Origin of the sequence: Escherichia sp. MOD1-EC6842 (assembly GCF_002965705.1) — a bacterium.
GTDB classification, from domain to species: Bacteria; Pseudomonadota; Gammaproteobacteria; order Enterobacterales; family Enterobacteriaceae; genus Escherichia; species Escherichia ruysiae.
In genome coordinates this window covers 1-18,459 of the sequence record NZ_PTRF01000002.1, presented here as the reverse complement: position 1 = coordinate 18,459, position 18,459 = coordinate 1, and the positions used below count along the sequence as shown (strand labels likewise).

The 18,459-nt window shown below is 52.6% G+C and carries 20 protein-coding genes; 12 read left to right on the top strand and 8 right to left on the bottom strand.

Annotated features, from left to right (window positions below; all coding sequences use genetic code 11):
• Window positions 1-33 precede the first annotated feature (33 nt).
• The 6 genes from cyoA to A7Z29_RS03110 all read left to right on the top strand — a co-directional run bounded on the left by cyoA (window position 34) and on the right by A7Z29_RS03110 (window position 6,344).
• Entirely contained in the window at window positions 34-981 is a 948-nt protein-coding gene (gene cyoA, locus A7Z29_RS03135; protein WP_001239436.1) for a cytochrome o ubiquinol oxidase subunit II, read from the top strand.
• Between the two features lie 21 nt (window positions 982-1,002).
• A complete protein-coding gene (gene cyoB, locus A7Z29_RS03130) occupies window positions 1,003-2,994 on the top strand; it encodes a cytochrome o ubiquinol oxidase subunit I (protein WP_000467154.1) in 1,992 nt (663 codons plus the stop codon).
• Window positions 2,984-3,598 carry a cytochrome o ubiquinol oxidase subunit III gene (locus tag A7Z29_RS03125; protein WP_000179822.1) on the top strand — a complete coding sequence of 205 codons (615 nt, stop codon included), beginning with the start codon at window positions 2,984-2,986 and terminating at the stop codon, window positions 3,596-3,598. The genes cyoB and A7Z29_RS03125 overlap by 11 nt, the downstream gene beginning before the upstream one ends.
• Window positions 3,598-3,927, top strand: a complete 330-nt coding sequence (locus A7Z29_RS03120) for a cytochrome o ubiquinol oxidase subunit IV (RefSeq protein ID WP_000019801.1) — start codon at window positions 3,598-3,600, stop codon at window positions 3,925-3,927. The genes A7Z29_RS03125 and A7Z29_RS03120 overlap by 1 nt, the downstream gene beginning before the upstream one ends.
• Before the next feature lie 11 nt (window positions 3,928-3,938).
• Window positions 3,939-4,829 (top strand): heme o synthase, encoded by an 891-nt coding sequence (gene cyoE / locus A7Z29_RS03115; RefSeq protein ID WP_105289772.1) that lies wholly within the window; start codon window positions 3,939-3,941, stop codon window positions 4,827-4,829.
• 150 nt (window positions 4,830-4,979) lie between these two features.
• Window positions 4,980-6,344, top strand: coding sequence for an MFS transporter (locus tag A7Z29_RS03110; RefSeq protein ID WP_001000994.1), 1,365 nt, complete (start codon window positions 4,980-4,982; stop codon window positions 6,342-6,344).
• Window positions 6,345-6,482: 138 nt separating this feature from the next.
• Here the strand turns inward: A7Z29_RS03110 and yajQ are convergent, their stop codons facing one another.
• Complete coding sequence (gene yajQ, locus A7Z29_RS03105) at window positions 6,483-6,974, bottom strand: nucleotide binding protein YajQ (RefSeq protein WP_001138897.1); 492 nt, start codon at window positions 6,972-6,974, stop codon at window positions 6,483-6,485.
• 167 nt (window positions 6,975-7,141) lie between these two features.
• Here yajQ and panE point away from each other — a divergent pair, with 167 nt between their 5' ends.
• Together panE and yajL are read left to right on the top strand one after the other, a co-directional pair.
• Entirely contained in the window at window positions 7,142-8,053 is a 912-nt protein-coding gene (panE, locus tag A7Z29_RS03100) for a 2-dehydropantoate 2-reductase (RefSeq protein ID WP_105289771.1), read from the top strand.
• The gene (gene yajL, locus A7Z29_RS03095; protein WP_001276309.1) at window positions 8,016-8,606 is read left to right on the top strand and encodes a protein deglycase YajL; all 591 of its coding nucleotides are present in this window, start codon (window positions 8,016-8,018) and stop codon (window positions 8,604-8,606) included. The genes panE and yajL overlap by 38 nt, the downstream gene beginning before the upstream one ends.
• A 53-nt stretch (window positions 8,607-8,659) precedes the next feature.
• Here the strand turns inward: yajL and thiI are convergent, their stop codons facing one another.
• The gene (thiI, locus tag A7Z29_RS03090) at window positions 8,660-10,108 is read right to left on the bottom strand and encodes a tRNA uracil 4-sulfurtransferase ThiI (RefSeq protein WP_105289770.1); all 1,449 of its coding nucleotides are present in this window, start codon (window positions 10,106-10,108) and stop codon (window positions 8,660-8,662) included.
• 205 nt (window positions 10,109-10,313) lie between these two features.
• On the opposite strand from thiI, the gene xseB reads away from it, so the two are divergent.
• Genes xseB through yajO form a run of 4 tightly spaced genes read left to right on the top strand, consistent with a single transcriptional unit; the run spans window position 10,314 to window position 14,371 of the window.
• Window positions 10,314-10,556 carry an exodeoxyribonuclease VII small subunit gene (gene xseB, locus A7Z29_RS03085; RefSeq protein ID WP_001124936.1) on the top strand — a complete coding sequence of 81 codons (243 nt, stop codon included), beginning with the start codon at window positions 10,314-10,316 and terminating at the stop codon, window positions 10,554-10,556.
• Window positions 10,556-11,455 carry a (2E,6E)-farnesyl diphosphate synthase gene (gene ispA / locus A7Z29_RS03080; RefSeq protein WP_000347223.1) on the top strand — a complete coding sequence of 300 codons (900 nt, stop codon included), beginning with the start codon at window positions 10,556-10,558 and terminating at the stop codon, window positions 11,453-11,455. Before xseB ends, ispA begins: the two co-directional genes overlap by 1 nt.
• A gap of 24 nt (window positions 11,456-11,479) precedes the next feature.
• Window positions 11,480-13,342 carry a 1-deoxy-D-xylulose-5-phosphate synthase gene (gene dxs, locus A7Z29_RS03075; protein ID WP_000006803.1) on the top strand — a complete coding sequence of 621 codons (1,863 nt, stop codon included), beginning with the start codon at window positions 11,480-11,482 and terminating at the stop codon, window positions 13,340-13,342.
• A 54-nt stretch (window positions 13,343-13,396) separates the two neighbouring features.
• A complete protein-coding gene (yajO, locus tag A7Z29_RS03070; protein WP_001199803.1) occupies window positions 13,397-14,371 on the top strand; it encodes a 1-deoxyxylulose-5-phosphate synthase YajO in 975 nt (324 codons plus the stop codon).
• 82 nt (window positions 14,372-14,453) lie between these two features.
• On the opposite strand, the gene pgpA is transcribed toward yajO, so the two are convergent.
• The 6 genes from pgpA to nrdR all read right to left on the bottom strand — a co-directional run.
• A complete protein-coding gene (gene pgpA, locus A7Z29_RS03065; RefSeq protein ID WP_000154038.1) occupies window positions 14,454-14,972 on the bottom strand; it encodes a phosphatidylglycerophosphatase A in 519 nt (172 codons plus the stop codon).
• Entirely contained in the window at window positions 14,950-15,927 is a 978-nt protein-coding gene (gene thiL / locus A7Z29_RS03060; protein WP_105289769.1) for a thiamine-phosphate kinase, read from the bottom strand. The genes pgpA and thiL overlap by 23 nt, the downstream gene beginning before the upstream one ends.
• A 77-nt stretch (window positions 15,928-16,004) precedes the next feature.
• The gene (gene nusB, locus A7Z29_RS03055) at window positions 16,005-16,424 is read right to left on the bottom strand and encodes a transcription antitermination factor NusB (RefSeq protein WP_000801125.1); all 420 of its coding nucleotides are present in this window, start codon (window positions 16,422-16,424) and stop codon (window positions 16,005-16,007) included.
• Window positions 16,425-16,443: 19 nt separating this feature from the next.
• A complete protein-coding gene (gene ribH / locus A7Z29_RS03050) occupies window positions 16,444-16,914 on the bottom strand; it encodes a 6,7-dimethyl-8-ribityllumazine synthase (protein WP_001021161.1) in 471 nt (156 codons plus the stop codon).
• Between the two features lie 88 nt (window positions 16,915-17,002).
• The gene (ribD, locus tag A7Z29_RS03045; protein ID WP_105289768.1) at window positions 17,003-18,106 is read right to left on the bottom strand and encodes a bifunctional diaminohydroxyphosphoribosylaminopyrimidine deaminase/5-amino-6-(5-phosphoribosylamino)uracil reductase RibD; all 1,104 of its coding nucleotides are present in this window, start codon (window positions 18,104-18,106) and stop codon (window positions 17,003-17,005) included.
• Window positions 18,107-18,109: 3 nt separating this feature from the next.
• Window positions 18,110-18,459: transcriptional regulator NrdR (nrdR, locus tag A7Z29_RS03040; protein ID WP_097363765.1), on the bottom strand; the 350-nt coding region annotated here is incomplete at its 5' end.

Below are 18,459 nucleotides of genomic sequence, written 5' to 3'. Positions count from 1 at the left end.
CGCCACCAGATCCCGTGGAATTGAGGTCGTTAAATGAGACTCAGGAAATACAATAAAAGTTTGGGATGGTTGTCATTATTTGCAGGCACTGTATTGCTCAGTGGTTGTAATTCTGCGCTGTTAGATCCCAAAGGACAGATTGGTCTGGAGCAACGTTCACTGATACTGACGGCATTTGGCCTGATGTTGATTGTCGTTATTCCCGCAATCTTGATGGCTGTTGGTTTCGCCTGGAAGTACCGTGCGAGCAATAAAGATGCCAAGTACAGCCCGAACTGGTCACACTCCAATAAAGTGGAAGCTGTGGTCTGGACGGTGCCTATCTTAATCATCATCTTCCTTGCGGTACTAACCTGGAAAACCACTCACGCTCTTGAGCCTAGCAAGCCGCTGGCACACGACGAGAAGCCCATTACCATCGAAGTGGTTTCCATGGACTGGAAATGGTTCTTCATCTACCCGGAACAGGGCATTGCAACCGTGAATGAAATCGCTTTCCCGGCGAACACTCCGGTGTACTTCAAAGTGACCTCCAACTCCGTGATGAACTCCTTCTTTATTCCGCGTCTGGGTAGCCAGATTTATGCCATGGCCGGTATGCAGACTCGCCTGCATCTGATCGCCAACGAACCCGGTACTTATGACGGTATCTCCGCCAGCTACAGCGGCCCGGGCTTCTCAGGTATGAAGTTCAAAGCTATCGCAACACCGGATCGTGCCGCATTCGACCAATGGGTCGCAAAAGCCAAACAGTCGCCGAACACCATGTCTGACATGGCTGCGTTCGAAAAACTGGCCGCGCCTAGCGAATACAACCAGGTGGAATATTTCTCCAACGTGAAACCAGATTTGTTTGCCGATGTGATTAACAAGTTTATGGCTCACGGTAAGAGCATGGACATGACCCAGCCAGAAGGTGAGCACAGCGCACACGAAGGTATGGAAGGCATGGACATGAGCCACGCGGAATCCGCCCATTAAAGGGGTTGAGGAAGAATAAAGATGTTCGGAAAATTATCACTTGATGCAGTCCCGTTCCATGAACCTATCGTCATGGTTACGATCGCTGCCATTATTTTGGGAGGTCTGGCGCTCGTTGGCCTGATCACTTACTTCGGTAAGTGGACCTACCTGTGGAAAGAGTGGCTGACCTCCGTCGACCATAAACGCCTTGGTATCATGTATATCATCGTGGCAATTGTGATGCTGCTGCGTGGTTTTGCTGACGCCATTATGATGCGTAGCCAGCAGGCTCTTGCCTCAGCGGGCGAAGCGGGCTTCCTGCCGCCTCACCACTACGATCAGATCTTCACCGCGCACGGCGTGATTATGATCTTCTTCGTGGCGATGCCTTTCGTTATCGGTCTGATGAACCTGGTGGTTCCGCTGCAGATCGGCGCGCGTGACGTTGCGTTCCCGTTCCTCAACAACTTAAGCTTCTGGTTTACCGTTGTTGGTGTGATTCTGGTTAACGTTTCTCTCGGCGTGGGCGAGTTTGCGCAGACCGGCTGGCTGGCCTATCCACCGCTATCGGGAATAGAGTACAGTCCGGGGGTCGGTGTCGATTACTGGATATGGAGTCTCCAGCTATCCGGTATTGGTACGACGCTAACTGGTATCAACTTCTTCGTTACCATTCTGAAGATGCGCGCACCGGGCATGACCATGTTCAAGATGCCAGTATTTACCTGGGCATCACTGTGCGCAAACATTCTGATTATTGCTTCCTTCCCAATTCTGACGGTTACCGTCGCGTTGTTGACCCTGGATCGCTATCTGGGCACCCATTTCTTTACCAACGATATGGGTGGCAACATGATGATGTACATCAACCTGATTTGGGCATGGGGACATCCGGAAGTTTACATCCTGATCCTGCCTGTTTTCGGTGTGTTCTCCGAAATTGCGGCAACCTTCTCGCGTAAACGTCTGTTTGGTTATACCTCGCTGGTATGGGCAACCGTCTGTATCACCGTGCTGTCGTTCATCGTCTGGCTGCACCACTTCTTTACGATGGGTGCGGGCGCGAACGTAAACGCCTTCTTTGGTATCACCACAATGATTATCGCCATCCCGACCGGGGTGAAGATCTTCAACTGGCTGTTCACCATGTATCAGGGTCGCATCGTGTTCCATTCCGCGATGCTGTGGACCATCGGTTTTATCGTCACCTTCTCGGTGGGCGGTATGACTGGCGTGCTGCTGGCAGTACCGGGCGCGGACTTCGTTCTGCATAACAGCCTGTTCCTGATTGCGCACTTCCATAACGTGATCATCGGCGGCGTGGTCTTCGGCTGCTTCGCAGGGATGACCTACTGGTGGCCTAAAGCGTTCGGTTTCAAACTGAACGAAACCTGGGGTAAACGCGCGTTCTGGTTCTGGATCATCGGCTTCTTCGTTGCCTTTATGCCGCTGTATGCGCTGGGCTTTATGGGTATGACCCGTCGTTTGAGCCAGCAGATTGACCCGCAGTTCCACACTATGCTGATGATTGCAGCCAGCGGTGCGGTACTGATTGCGCTGGGTATTCTCTGCCTCGTGATTCAGATGTACGTTTCTATTCGCGACCGCGACCAGAACCGTGATCTGACTGGCGACCCGTGGGGTGGCCGTACGCTGGAGTGGGCAACCTCTTCCCCGCCTCCGTTCTATAACTTTGCCGTTGTGCCGCACGTTCACGAGCGTGATGCATTCTGGGAAATGAAAGAGAAAGGCGAAGCGTACAAAAAGCCTGACCACTATGAAGAAATTCATATGCCGAAAAACAGCGGCGCCGGTATTGTCATTGCGGCTTTCTCCACCATCTTCGGTTTCGCCATGATCTGGCATATCTGGTGGCTGGCGATTGTTGGCTTCGCAGGCATGATCATCACCTGGATCGTGAAAAGCTTCGACGAGGACGTGGATTACTACGTGCCGGTGGCAGAAATCGAAAAACTGGAAAACCAGCATTTCGATGAGATTACTAAGGCAGGGCTGAAAAATGGCAACTGATACTTTGACGCACGCGACTGCCCACGCGCACGAACACGGGCACCACGATGCAGGCGGAACCAAAATCTTCGGATTCTGGATCTACCTGATGAGCGACTGCATTCTGTTCTCCATCTTGTTTGCTACCTATGCCGTTCTGGTGAACGGCACCGCAGGCGGCCCGACAGGTAAGGACATTTTCGAACTGCCGTTCGTTCTGGTTGAAACCTTCTTGCTGTTGTTCAGCTCCATCACCTACGGCATGGCGGCTATCGCCATGTACAAAAACAACAAAAGCCAGGTTATCTCCTGGCTGGCGTTGACCTGGTTGTTTGGTGCCGGATTTATCGGGATGGAACTCTATGAATTCCATCACCTGATTGTTAACGACATGGGCCCGGATCGCAGCGGCTTCCTGTCAGCGTTCTTTGCGCTGGTCGGGACACACGGTCTGCACGTCACTTCCGGTCTTATCTGGATGGCGGTGCTGATGGTGCAAATCGCCCGTCGCGGCCTGACCAGCACTAACCGTACCCGCATCATGTGTCTGAGCCTGTTCTGGCACTTCCTGGATGTGGTGTGGATCTGTGTGTTCACTGTTGTTTATCTGATGGGGGCGATGTAATGAGTCATTCTAACGTGAGCGGCGGCGCATCCCATGGCAGCGTAAAAACCTATATGACAGGCTTTATCCTGTCGATCATTCTGACGGTGATTCCGTTCTGGATGGTGATGTCAGGTTCTGCCTCTCCGGCCGTAATTCTGGGAACAATCCTGGCAATGGCAGTGGTACAGGTTCTGGTGCATCTGGTGTGCTTCCTGCACATGAATACTAAATCAGATGAAGGCTGGAACATGACGGCGTTTGTCTTCACCGTGCTAATCATCGCGATTCTGGTTGTAGGCTCCATCTGGATCATGTGGAACCTCAACTACAACATGATGATGCACTAAGAGCGGCGGTTATGATGTTTAAGCAATACCTGCAAGTAACGAAACCAGGCATCATCTTTGGCAACCTGATCTCGGTGATTGGGGGATTCCTGCTGGCCTCAAAGGGCAGCATTGATTATCCCCTGTTTATCTACACGTTGGTTGGAGTGTCACTGGTTGTGGCGTCGGGTTGTGTGTTTAACAACTACATCGACAGGGATATCGACAGAAAGATGGAAAGGACGAAGAATCGGGTGCTGGTTAAAGGCCTGATCTCTCCTGCTGTCTCGCTGGTGTACGCCACCGTGCTGGGTATTGCTGGCTTTATGCTGCTGTGGTTTGGCGCGAATCCGCTGGCCTGCTGGCTGGGGGTGATGGGCTTTGTGGTGTATGTTGGCATTTATAGCCTGTACATGAAACGCCACTCTGTCTACGGCACGTTGATTGGTTCTCTCTCCGGCGCAGCGCCGCCGGTGATTGGCTACTGTGCAGTGACAGGCGACTTCGATAGCGGCGCTGCAATCCTGCTGGCTATCTTCAGCCTGTGGCAAATGCCCCACTCTTATGCCATCGCCATTTTCCGCTTCAAGGATTATCAGGCGGCGAACATTCCGGTACTGCCGGTGGTGAAAGGCATTTCAGTGGCGAAGAACCATATCACGCTGTATATCATCGCCTTTGCTGTTGCCACGCTGATGCTCTCTCTTGGCGGTTACGCTGGATACAAATATCTGGTGGTCGCTGCGGCAGTCAGCGTCTGGTGGTTAGGTATGGCTCTGCGTGGTTATAAAGTTGCTGATGACCGAATCTGGGCGCGCAAGCTATTCGGCTTCTCTATCATCGCCATCACTGCCCTCTCGGTAATGATGTCAGTTGATTTTATGGTGCCAGACTCGCATACGCTGCTGGCTGGCGTTTGGTAACTGCGACTTCCCTGTTAAAAAAGGTGCTACGGCACCTTTTTTCTTAGCATTAGAAACATATCCCTCACGAAATATTTACTAAAAAATCCGCATGTTTACCCCATTCGTTTGCCGCTTTACACTAGTCGCGAATTTAAAACAGAGGTGGTAATGAACGATTATAAAATGACGCCAGGCGAGCGGCGCGCGACCTGGGGTTTAGGAACCGTATTTTCATTGCGTATGCTGGGCATGTTTATGGTTCTGCCGGTTCTGACCACGTACGGCATGGCTCTGCAAGGCGCCAGTGAAGCGTTGATCGGTATTGCGATTGGCATTTATGGTCTGACTCAGGCCGTTTTTCAGATTCCATTTGGCCTGCTTTCCGACCGCATAGGCCGCAAACCGCTTATCGTTGGCGGGTTAGCTGTGTTCGTCGCGGGTAGCGTGATTGCCGCGCTTTCCGACTCCATCTGGGGGATCATTCTGGGTCGTGCGTTACAAGGTTCTGGCGCCATAGCCGCAGCCGTTATGGCGCTACTTTCTGATCTGACTCGCGAACAAAACCGTACCAAAGCGATGGCATTTATCGGCGTCAGTTTTGGCATTACCTTCGCCATTGCGATGGTGCTTGGTCCGATCATCACTCACAAACTTGGGCTACATGCGCTGTTCTGGATGATCGCTATTCTGGCAACGACCGGCATTGCGTTGACCATTTGGGTTGTGCCTAACAGCCGCACGCACGTACTTAATCGTGAGTCAGGAATGGTGAAAGGTAGTTTCAGTAAAGTGCTGGCGGAACCACGCCTGCTGAAACTCAACTTCGGCATTATGTGTCTGCACATGTTGCTGATGTCGACGTTTGTTGCCCTGCCAGGGCAACTGGCTGGCGCGGGTTTTCCGGCAGCTGAACACTGGAAGGTCTATCTGGCGACGATGTTAATCGCCTTTGGCTCGGTTGTGCCTTTCATTATCTACGCCGAAGTTAAGCGCAAAATGAAACAGGTCTTTATCTTCTGCGTCGGGCTGATCGTCATTGCGGAAATCGTGTTGTGGAACGCACAAACGCAGTTCTGGCAGTTAGTGGTCGGCGTGCAGCTTTTCTTTGTGGCGTTTAACCTGATGGAAGCCCTCCTGCCTTCACTTATCAGTAAAGAGTCGCCAGCAGGTTACAAAGGCACGGCGATGGGCGTTTACTCCACCAGCCAGTTTCTTGGCGTGGCGATTGGCGGTTCTCTGGGCGGCTGGATTGACGGCATGTTTGACGGTCAGGGGGTTTTTCTGGCAGGTGCAATACTGGCGGCGGTGTGGCTGGCGGTCGCCAGTACGATGAAAGAACCGCCGTATGTCAGCAGCTTGCGCATTGAAATCCCGGCTGAAGTTGCCGCAAATGATTTGTTAAAAGTTCGTTTACTGGAAACGGCTGGCGTCAAAGAAGTGTTGATTGCAGAAGAAGAACATTCGGCTTACGTGAAAATCGACAGCAAAGTGACGAATCGCTTTGAGGTTGAACAGGCAATTCGCCAGGCATAAAAACGAGGCTAAATTGCCTGATGCGCTACGCTTATCAGGCCTACAAAGTTGCTGTAATCTTTTGAAATCACAAACTTTTGCAGGCCAGTTAAGGCGATCATGCCGCATCCGGCATGAACAGAGCGCACGTTATCGAGATTAATCGCGGAAGTTTTTGAACTGGAACGGCTGGCCGAGATCGCCACCGCGTACCATCGCCATAACAGCCTGCAAATCATCACGGGATTTACCGGTCACACGGATCTCATCGCCCTGAATTTGCGCCTGCACTTTCAGTTTGCTGTCTTTGATCATCTTGACGATTTTCTTCTGGGTCGCACTCTCAATGCCCTGCTTCAGCTTCGCTTCCACAAACCAGGTTTTACCGCTATGAACGATATTTTCCGGTACATCCAGCGAACTGCCTTCAATGCCGCGTTTCAGCAGTTTGGCACGCAGAATATCCAGCAACTGATTGACCTGGAAATCGGACTCACTCAGCACTTTGATAGTTTTGTTAGCGTCGTTCAGCTCAAACGACGCTTCAACGTTACGGAAGTCAAAACGAGACTCTACTTCGCGACTCGCGTTATCGACCGCGTTACGCGCTTCCTGAAGATCAACTTCAGAGACAATATCGAAAGATGGCATCTTTTTCTCTCCCTTCATTTTTGATGCGAAGCATAATACCTGCAAAGTTAAATAACAGACAGTCCTGCGCCAGGACGTATCCCTTAATTGTGCATAGTCACAACACCATGCACAATTAAGGGATAGCCTTATTGAACACCCGGTGTGGTTGCGGGTGAGGAGGAACAATGAAAATTACCGTATTGGGATGCGGTGCCTTAGGGCAATTATGGCTTACAGCATTTTGCAAACAAGGTCACGAGGTTCAGGGCTGGCTGCGCGTACCGCAACCTTATTGTAACGTGAATCTGGTGGAGACAGATGGTTCGATATTTAACGAATCGCTGACCGCCAATGATCCTGATTTTCTGGCCACCAGCGATCTACTCCTGGTGACGCTGAAAGCCTGGCAGGTATCTGATGCCGTCAAAAGCCTGGCGTCGACGCTACCTGTAACCACGCCAATTCTGCTGATCCACAACGGCATGGGCACCATTGAAGAGTTACAGAACATCGGGCAACCGTTACTGATGGGCACGACCACCCATGCAGCGCGCCGCGACGGCAACGTCATCATTCACGTGGCAAACGGTATCACACATATCGGCCCGGCACGGCAACAGGACGGTGATTACAGTTATCTGGCGGATATTTTGCAAACCGTGTTGCCTGACGTTGCCTGGCATAACAATATTCGCGCCGAGCTGTGGCGCAAGCTGGCGGTAAACTGTGTGATTAATCCGCTCACTGCCATCTGGAATTGCCCGAACGGTGAATTACGTCATCACCCGCAAGAGATTATGCAGATATGCGAAGAAGTCGCGGCGGTGATCGAACGCGAAGGGCATCATACTTCAGCGGAAGATTTACGTGATTACGTGATGCAGGTGATTGATGCCACAGCAGAAAATATTTCGTCGATGTTGCAGGACATCCGCGCAATGCGCCATACAGAAATCGACTATATCAATGGTTTTCTCTTACGCCGCGCCCGCGCGCATGGGATTGCTGTACCGGAAAACACCCGCCTGTTTGAAATGGTAAAAAGAAAGGAGAGTGAATATGAGCGCATCAGCACTGGTCTGCCTCGCCCCTGGTAGTGAAGAAACCGAAGCGGTCACCACTATCGATCTGCTGGTTCGCGGCGGAATCAAAGTCACCACTGCCAGCGTCGCCAGCGATGGTAACCTGGCGATTACTTGCTCGCGCGGCGTGAAGCTGCTGGCGGATGCGCCGCTGGTCGAAGTTGCTGATGGCGAATATGACGTGATCGTGCTGCCTGGTGGCATTAAAGGCGCGGAATGTTTTCGCGATAGCACCCTGCTGGTTGAAACCGTTAAACAGTTCCACCGTTCCGGGCGTATTGTCGCGGCTATTTGCGCCGCGCCAGCCACCGTGCTGGTCCCGCACGATATCTTCCCGATTGGCAATATGACCGGCTTCCCGACGCTGAAAGACAAAATTCCCGCCGAACAATGGCAGGACAAGCGCGTCGTCTGGGATGCACGGGTAAAATTGCTGACCAGCCAGGGGCCGGGTACAGCTATCGACTTTGGTCTGAAAATTATCGACCTGCTGGTTGGGCGTGAAAAAGCCCATGAAGTGGCATCACAACTGGTGATGGCGGCAGGGATTTATAATTATTACGAGTAATGTCGGATGCGGTAAACGTCGCATCTGACCAGATGCGACGTAAAAACAACAAATTACGGGCGATATACCTTCACATTGTTAAAGCCCTGCTCGCGCAGATAGAGCGCCTGCAGTCGGCTCATCACCCCGCGCTCACACCACAACAGCCAGGTTTTGTTCTGGTCGAGATCGCCAAATTTGGTGCTCAGTTTATAGAACGGTAGAGAAACCACGTCGATACCTTCAACTTTCAGTGGCTTATCTTCCTGTTCGTCAACTGAACGAATATCGAGGATAACGTCATTCGGGCCGAAGCCATTGACGGTTTCCACTTCCACCACTTCCTGCTCGGCCTGCTGGGCGATTTCGCGGATATCAACGTTATTCGCTTCCTCAACCACTTTATCGAGAATGCTGAAGTCGAACTTCTCTTCTTCCGCTTCAATCTTCGATTTAACCGCTTTCACCGTCGGGCTTTTGGAGATCACACCGCAATATTCCGGCATAGTACGGGCAAAGTCTTCGGTGCCAATCTGGCGCGCCAGGTTGATGATGTGCTCTTTGTCGTAAGAGATCAGCGGACGCAGGATCAGCGTATCGGAGACGTTATCAATCAGGCGCAGGTTAGTCAGCGTCTGACTGGACACCTGGCCCAGTGCTTCGCCGGTGACCAGCGCCTGTACGCCGTAACGTTCAGCCACTTTAGATGCTGCACGCACCATCATACGTTTGAGGATAACGCCCATCTGACCGTCGTCGATTTTCTCGAGAATTTCCCCGACGACCGGTTCGAAATTAATAGCGACAAAACGCACGCGGTGCGAGCTGCCAAAGCGGTTCCACAGATAATGCGCCACCTGGCGCACGCCGATTTCATGCGCCGCGCCGCCGAGGTTAAAGAAGCAGTAATGCACGCGGCAGCCGCGACGCATCAACATATAACTGGAAACACCGGAGTCGAAACCGCCGGAAATGAGCGACAGTACATCTTCCTGGGTGCCGATCGGGAAACCACCAATACCTTCGTAGCGGCCTTTGATCAGCAGGAGACGATCGTCCTCAACTTCCAGATGGACAGTCACATCCGGATTGGTCAGCTTCACGCGCGCGGACTCAATATGCTGATTTAAACCGCCGCCGACGTAACGTTCCACATCAATCGAGCTAAAATCATGTTTGCCACGGCGCTTCACGCGTACACAGAAGGTTTTACCTTCCAGCTGATCGCGATACTGAACCAACGCTTTCTCAAAAATATCGTGCATGTCAGTAAACGGCACGTCTTCGACTTCGAGAATATGGTGGATACCCGGAATACGGGTCAGGGCATCGCGAATGGCCAGACGCTGATTTTCATCTTTTGCGCGAACTTCGATGTTATCCCAGTGGCGGACGACAGCGAGCGTCTCATCATAGTGCTTTAAAACGTTACGAATATTCCCGGTAAGGATTTTTATAAAGCGCAAGCGCACAGATTGGCTCTTGATGGTGATTTCCGGGAACAATTTAATGATAAACTTCATGGCGGCAATGGTTCGTTGGCAAGTCTTAAGCGACTTGTATAGGGAAAAATACAGCAGCCCACACCTGCGGCTGCATCCAGGCGCGGAAGTATACCACTAACATCGCTTTGCTGCGCACATCACCTTACCATTGCGCGTTATTTGCTATTTGCCCTGAGTCCGTTACCATGGCGGGGCGTAAAATATTGAGAGTCAGACATTCATTATGCCGAAGAAAAATGAGGCGCCCGCCAGCTTTGAAAAGGCGCTAAGCGAGCTGGAACAGATTGTGACCCGTCTGGAAAGTGGCGACCTGCCGCTGGAAGAGGCACTGAACGAGTTCGAACGTGGCGTGCAGCTGGCACGTCAAGGGCAGGCCAAATTACAACAAGCCGAACAGCGCGTACAAATCCTGCTGTCTGACAACGAAGACGCCTCTCCTACACCTTTTACACCGGACAATGAGTAATGGACTTTCCGCAGCAACTCGAAGCCTGTGTTAAGCAGGCCAACCAGGCGCTGAGCCGTTTTATCGCCCCACTGCCCTTTCAGAACACTCCCGTGGTCGAAACCATGCAGTATGGCGCATTATTAGGTGGTAAGCGTCTGCGACCTTTCCTGGTTTATGCCACCGGTCATATGTTTGGCGTTAGCACAAACACGCTGGACGCACCCGCTGCTGCCGTAGAGTGTATCCACGCTTACTCATTAATTCATGATGATTTACCGGCGATGGATGATGACGATCTGCGTCGCGGTTTGCCGACCTGCCATGTGAAGTTTGGCGAAGCGAACGCGATTCTCGCTGGCGATGCTTTACAAACGCTGGCGTTCTCGATTTTAAGCGATGCTGATATGCCGGAAGTGTCGGACCGCGACAGAATTTCGATGATTTCAGAACTGGCGAGCGCCAGCGGTATTGCCGGAATGTGCGGTGGTCAGGCATTAGATTTAGACGCGGAAGGCAAACACGTACCTCTGGAGGCGCTTGAGCGTATTCATCGTCATAAAACCGGCGCATTGATTCGCGCCGCCGTTCGCCTTGGTGCATTAAGCGCCGGAGATAAAGGACGTCGTGCTCTGCCTGTACTCGACAAGTACGCAGAGAGCATCGGCCTTGCCTTCCAGGTTCAGGATGACATCCTGGATGTGGTAGGAGATACTGCAACGTTGGGAAAACGCCAGGGTGCCGATCAGCAACTTGGTAAAAGTACCTACCCTGCACTTCTGGGTCTTGAGCAAGCCCGGAAGAAAGCCCGGGATCTGATCGACGATGCCCGTCAGTCGCTGAAACAACTGGCTGAACAGTCACTCGATACCTCGGCACTGGAAGCGCTAGCGGACTACATCATCCAGCGTAATAAATAAACAATAAGTATTAATAGGCCCCTGATGAGTTTTGATATTGCCAAATACCCGACCCTGGCACTGGTCGACTCCACCCAGGAGTTACGACTGTTGCCGAAAGAGAGTTTACCGAAACTCTGCGACGAACTGCGCCGCTATTTACTCGACAGCGTGAGCCGTTCCAGCGGGCACTTCGCCTCCGGGCTGGGCACGGTCGAACTGACCGTGGCGCTGCACTATGTCTACAACACTCCTTTTGACCAATTGATTTGGGATGTGGGGCATCAGGCTTATCCGCATAAAATTTTGACCGGACGCCGCGACAAAATCGGCACCATCCGTCAGAAAGGCGGCCTGCATCCGTTCCCGTGGCGCGGCGAAAGCGAATATGACGTATTAAGCGTCGGGCATTCATCAACCTCCATCAGTGCCGGAATTGGTATTGCGGTTGCTGCCGAGAAAGAAGGCAAAAATCGCCGCACCGTCTGTGTCATTGGCGATGGCGCGATTACCGCTGGCATGGCGTTTGAAGCAATGAACCATGCGGGTGATATCCGTCCTGATATGCTGGTTGTCCTTAACGACAATGAAATGTCGATTTCCGAAAATGTCGGCGCGCTCAACAACCATCTGGCGCAGCTGCTTTCCGGTAAGCTTTACTCTTCACTGCGCGAAGGCGGGAAAAAAGTTTTCTCTGGCGTGCCACCCATTAAAGAGCTGCTCAAACGTACCGAAGAACATATTAAAGGCATGGTAGTGCCTGGCACGTTGTTTGAAGAGCTGGGCTTTAACTACATCGGCCCGGTTGACGGTCACGATGTGCTGGGGCTAATCACTACGCTTAAGAACATGCGCGACCTGAAAGGCCCACAGTTCCTGCATATCATGACTAAAAAAGGTCGTGGTTATGAACCGGCAGAAAAAGACCCTATCACCTTCCACGCCGTGCCTAAATTTGATCCCTCCAGCGGTTGTTTGCCGAAAAGTAGCGGCGGTTTGCCGAGCTATTCAAAAATCTTTGGCGACTGGTTGTGCGAAACCGCAGCGAAAGACAACAAGCTGATGGCGATTACTCCGGCGATGCGTGAAGGTTCTGGCATGGTCGAATTCTCACGTAAATTCCCGGATCGCTATTTTGATGTGGCAATCGCTGAGCAACACGCAGTGACCTTTGCTGCGGGTCTGGCGATTGGGGGGTACAAACCCATTGTCGCGATCTACTCCACCTTCCTGCAACGCGCCTATGATCAGGTGCTGCATGACGTGGCAATTCAAAAGCTTCCGGTCCTGTTCGCCATCGACCGCGCGGGCATTGTTGGTGCTGACGGTCAAACCCACCAGGGCGCTTTTGATCTCTCTTACCTGCGCTGCATACCGGAAATGGTCATTATGACCCCGAGCGATGAAAACGAATGTCGCCAAATGCTCCATACCGGCTATCACTATAACGAGGGGCCGTCAGCGGTGCGCTACCCGCGCGGCAATGCCGTCGGCGTGGAGCTGACGCCGCTGGAAAAACTGCCGATTGGCAAAGGCATCGTGAAGCGTCGTGGTGAAAAGCTAGCGATCCTCAACTTTGGTACGCTAATGCCAGAAGCGGCGAAAGTCGCCGAATCGCTGAACGCTACGCTGGTCGATATGCGTTTTGTGAAGCCGCTTGATGAAGCGTTAATTCTGGAAATGGCCGCCAGCCATGAGGCGCTGGTCACCGTTGAAGAAAACGCCATTATGGGCGGCGCGGGCAGTGGCGTGAACGAAGTGCTGATGGCTCATCGTAAACCGGTGCCGGTACTGAACATTGGCCTGCCGGACTTCTTTATTCCGCAAGGAACTCAGGAAGAAATGCGCGCCGAGCTCGGCCTCGATGCCGCCGGAATGGAAGCCAAAATCAAGGCCTGGCTGGCATAATCCCTACTCCACTCCTGCTATGCTTAAGAAATTATTCATGGCAGGAGTGGCAGCATGCAATACAACCCCTTAGGAAAAACCGACCTTCGCGTTTCCCGACTTTGCCTTGGCTGTATGACCTTTGGCGAGCCAGATCGCGGTAATCACGCATGGACACTGCCGGAAGAGAGCAGCCGTCCAATCATCAAACGTGCGCTGGAAGGCGGCATAAATTTCTTTGATACCGCCAACAGCTATTCTGACGGCAGCAGCGAAGAGATCGTCGGTCGCGCACTACGGGATTTCGCCCGTCGTGAAGACGTGGTCGTTGCCACCAAAGTGTTCCATCGCGTTGGTGATTTACCGGAAGGTTTATCTCGTGCGCAAATTCTGCGCTCTATTGACGACAGCCTGCGCCGTCTCGGCATGGATTATGTTGATATCCTGCAAATTCATCGCTGGGATTACAACACGCCGATCGAAGAGACTCTTGAAGCCCTGAACGATGTGGTAAAAGCCGGGAAAGCGCGTTATATCGGTGCGTCATCCATGCACGCCTCGCAGTTTGCTCAGGCTCTGGAGCTGCAAAAACAGCACGGCTGGGCGCAGTTTGTCAGTATGCAGGATCACTACAATCTGATTTATCGCGAAGAAGAACGCGAGATGCTGCCGCTATGTTATCAGGAGGGCGTCGCGGTGATCCCGTGGAGCCCGCTGGCGCGGGGACGTCTGACTCGTCCGTGGGGAGAAACCACCGCACGATTAGTTTCCGATGAAGTAGGAAAAAATCTCTACAACGAAAGCGACGAAAATGACGCGCAGATTGCAGAACGATTAACGGGCGTGAGTGAAGAATTGGGGGCTACGCGAGCACAAGTGGCGCTGGCGTGGCTATTGAGCAAACCGGGCATTGCCGCGCCGATTATCGGAACTTCGCGGGAAGAACAGCTTGATGAGTTGCTGAACGCGGTGGATATCACGCTAAAACCAGAGCAGATTGCCGAACTGGAAACGCCGTATAAACCCCATCCGATAGTAGGATTTAAATAGATATCCAGGCCTGATAAGGCGTTCACGTCGTATCAGGCATCGGTGCGCAACCGCCGGATGCGGCGTGAACGCCTTATTCGGCCTACGACAGAATACCCATCGGCCAGTGATGGCCGATAAAATAGAGTATTCCAGCGGAAATCACCCCAGCGACAATATCATCGATCATGATCCCCATGCCGCCATGCACATTGCGATCAAACCAGCGGATCGGCCACGGTTTCCACATATCCAGAATACGGAAAATCACAAACCCGGCGGCAACCCACTGCCAGTCATTGGTCGGCAGCGCCATCAGGGTAATCCACATGCCAATAAATTCGTCCCAGACGATACTGCCGTGATCGTGCACGCCCATATCTTTCGCCGTCTGATGGCAAAGATAGACACCGATACAGATCCCCAGCATCACCACCAGCGAATAGAGCTGCCAGGGCAAAAAGGTCATCAGATACCAGAACGGAATCGCCGCCAGCGAGCCCATCGTACCAGGGACAATCGGACTTAACCCACTCCCGAACCCCGTAGCCAATAAGTGCCACGGGTTACTCATTTTCAGGCGACTTTTCGCGACATCTTTATGGCGTGGCAAAATGGTCATATCCTTTCCAGTCTAACGTGACAGGTTCGCCGTCACGAACAAAACAAAGCCCTTCGATATCGGCGGTCATTTGCCCGATACAGGTAAACGGTACGCCAAGATGTCCCAAAGCCACATCCAGCGCGCCTCGGTTAAGTTCTGGTACAGTGAAACACAACTCGTAATCTTCACCGCCAGACAGCGCCCAACGCAGCGCCTGTTCAGGTTCAACATGGTGAGAAAGCGCATCAGAAAACGGCAGCAATGCCAGGTCAATACGTGCGCCGCAGTCGCTGGCTTTCACGATATGCCCGAGATCGGAAATCAGACCGTCAGAGAGATCGATAGCTGAATTTGCCAGATCGCGCAGTGCCTGCCCCTGTAAAATACGCGGCGACGGACGGAGATGACGTTTGATTAAATACTCCGCATCTTTAGCATCGGCAACCTGCAAACGATTTTGCAAAATCGCCAGCCCGGCGGCGCTATCGCCCGGCGTACCGGTCACATAGATCCAGTCACCCGGTTTCGCCCCAGAGCGAGTTAAGGCTCGACCCATCGGAACAAAGCCGTGGATACCCAACGTCATTGATAATGGCCCACGCGTGGTATCGCCGCCAATGAGTTGCATATCGTAATAATTAAGCAGATCGAAAAGACTGTCGCTGAAAGATTCAAGCCACGCTTCGTCTACGTTCGGTAAAGTCAATGCCAGCGTCAACCAGGCCGGATCAGCGCCCATCGCCGCCAGATCGCTTAAGTTTACTGCCAGTGCTTTATACGCCAGATCCGCAGGATCGATATCAGGGAGGAAGTGGTTGCCCGCCACCAGCGTATCAGTACTGATCGCCAGGGTCTGTTTCTCGGGGATATTGAGAAGTGCACAATCGTCACCGATGCCAAGTTCGACATCAAGACGAGAGCTTCTTACACGGTCAAAATAACGGGCAATCAGGGAGAACTCGCCACATGCCATACGTTATGCCTCAGCAGGTAAAAAAGAAAAGGCCGGAGAGTACGGAAATGCTTTCCGTTACTCTGCCGGCCTGGATATCACTTTTTGTTAGGGCGAATCACTGGTGCTGCTTTATCGAGTACGCCGTTGACGAACTTATGGCTGTCTTCTGCGCCGAACGATTTCGCCAGTTCGATCGCTTCGTTAATGGCCACTTTATACGGCACATCGCTACGTTTAGACAGCTCGTACAGCGCAATGCGTAGTACTGCTTTTTCTACCTGGCCCAGCTCTTCCAGCAGGCGCGAAAGATATGGCTTCATCAGTCCGTCGAGGTATGCGGTGTTAGTCGCCACCCCGGCCAGTAGCTCACGGAAGTACAGGACGTCAACGTCTTTTACATCCTGTTCAGCCAGGAACTGGTATTCAACATCAGCGATGTCGTTCTGGGACAACTGCCAGGAGTAGAGCGCCTGGACGGCACACTCACGAGCGCGGCGACGAGCAGCAGGTTTCACGGATTTCCCCTTACTAATTTCAGGCCTTGATGGCTTTCAATACATTAATCATTTCAAGCGCGGTCAGTGCAGCTTCTGCACCTTTGTTACCAGCTTTGGTGCCAGCACGTTCGATCGCTTGTTCAATGCTTTCAGTGGTCAGAACCCCAAAAGCAACCGGAATTTCGCTGTCCTGGGCAACATGCGCCAGGCCGTTGCTTGCACCACCAGCGACGTATTCAAAGTGGGCAGTGCCACCACGAATAACCGTACCCAGCGCGATCACCGCATCGTATTTACCGGTTTTAGCCAGTGCACCAGCCGCCAGCGGCAGCTCATAGGCACCTGGCACCCAAACAACGGTAATGTTTTCATCTTTTACCTGACCAATACGTTTCAGTGCGTCAATCGCACCTTCCAGCAGGCTGTCATTGATAAAGTTGTTGAAACGCGCAATGGTGATGGCGACGCGAGCGTCCGGGGTAGCAACGTTAGCTTCAATAATGTTCATTTTTTTCCTTCGGGTTCGAGTATGGCCCCGCAGGGGGGCGGATTTTAGCATAATATTTCGTGCGCTGCTTCCCTTTCGAGCCGGGAGATCATGCACCCACTAAATGCAGGCAAACATCCGGGCCTACATGACGTATCTCTTTGAATTTAAATTGGGGGGCGTCAGCTAATTTCTCAAGCCCTGGCAGCGAGCATAATCCACGGGCGTCGCTGCCTAATAGTTTAGGTGCGATATAGACAATCAGCTCATCGACTAAACCCGCCTGCAGCAATGCGCCAGCGAGCGTTGGCCCCGCCTCTACCCACACACTATTAATTTGTTGCTTGCCCAGTTGCATCATCAGCACAACCAAATCCAGATAACCTTTATGTTCCGGGATCAGCAAAGTGCGCACTGTTTCCGGCCACTCGCGGGTGTCATCCTGCGTTCGGGCAAACCAGGTCTCGCCTGGCTGCTGCACGATGCGGTGTTCCGGCGTCACGCGATTCTGACTGTCAATGACGATGCGTACCGGCTGGCGGAGATTTTGTTGCGGATAGAGCGCCTGAGTTTGTTCATCCAGTTCAGACCAACGCACCGTTAAGGCCGGATCGTCCGCCAGCACCGTGGCGCTACTGGTTAAAATGGCATGACTTTGCGCACGCAGACGTTGTACATCGCGCCGCGCCTGAGGCGAAGTGATCCACTGGCTCTCACCGCTCGCCATCGCCGTGCGACCATCAAGCGATGCGCCAAGTTTTAACTGGATATAAGGAAAGCCAGTGCGCATCCGCTTGAGAAAGCCTTTATTCAATTGCTCGGCTTCACTCATCATCAGCCCGTGGCTGACGTCAATGCCAGCCTGTTGCAGACGGTAAAGTCCACGTCCAGCGACCTGCGGGTTCGGATCCTGCATCGCAGCGACCACGCGCGCTACGCCAGCGGCGATGAGTGCGTCACAGCACGGCGGCGTTCGACCATGATGACTGCAAGGTTCGAGTGTGACATAGGCGGTCGCACCTTTGGCTTTTTCACCCGCCATACGCAACGCGTGTACTTCGGCATGTGGTTCACCCGCACGGTGATGGTAACCTTCGCCGACAATTTCACCATCTTTCACAATGACACACCCAACATTTGGGTTTGGGTGAGTAGTGAAACGTCCTCGTTGCGCCAGCTTTAGCGCCCGCGCCATGTAATACTCGTCCTGCACGGTTTAATCCTCCAGGCGCGCGATCTCTTCGCCAAATTCTTTGATATCTTCGAAACTGCGATAGACAGAGGCAAAACGGATATAGGCGACTTTATCGAGTTTTTTCAATTGTTCCATCACCAGATTGCCAATCATCTTGCTCGGCACTTCACGCTCACCGGTGGCACGTAGCTGTGACTTTATATGGTTGATCGCCATTTCGACGTCGTCGGAACTTACCGGACGTTTTTCCAGCGCCCGCAACATTCCGCTGCGCAATTTCTCTTCATTAAACGGTTCGCGCACGTCGTTGCTTTTTACAACGCGCGGCATAACCAGTTCCGCCACCTCAAAAGTGGTGAAACGTTCATTAC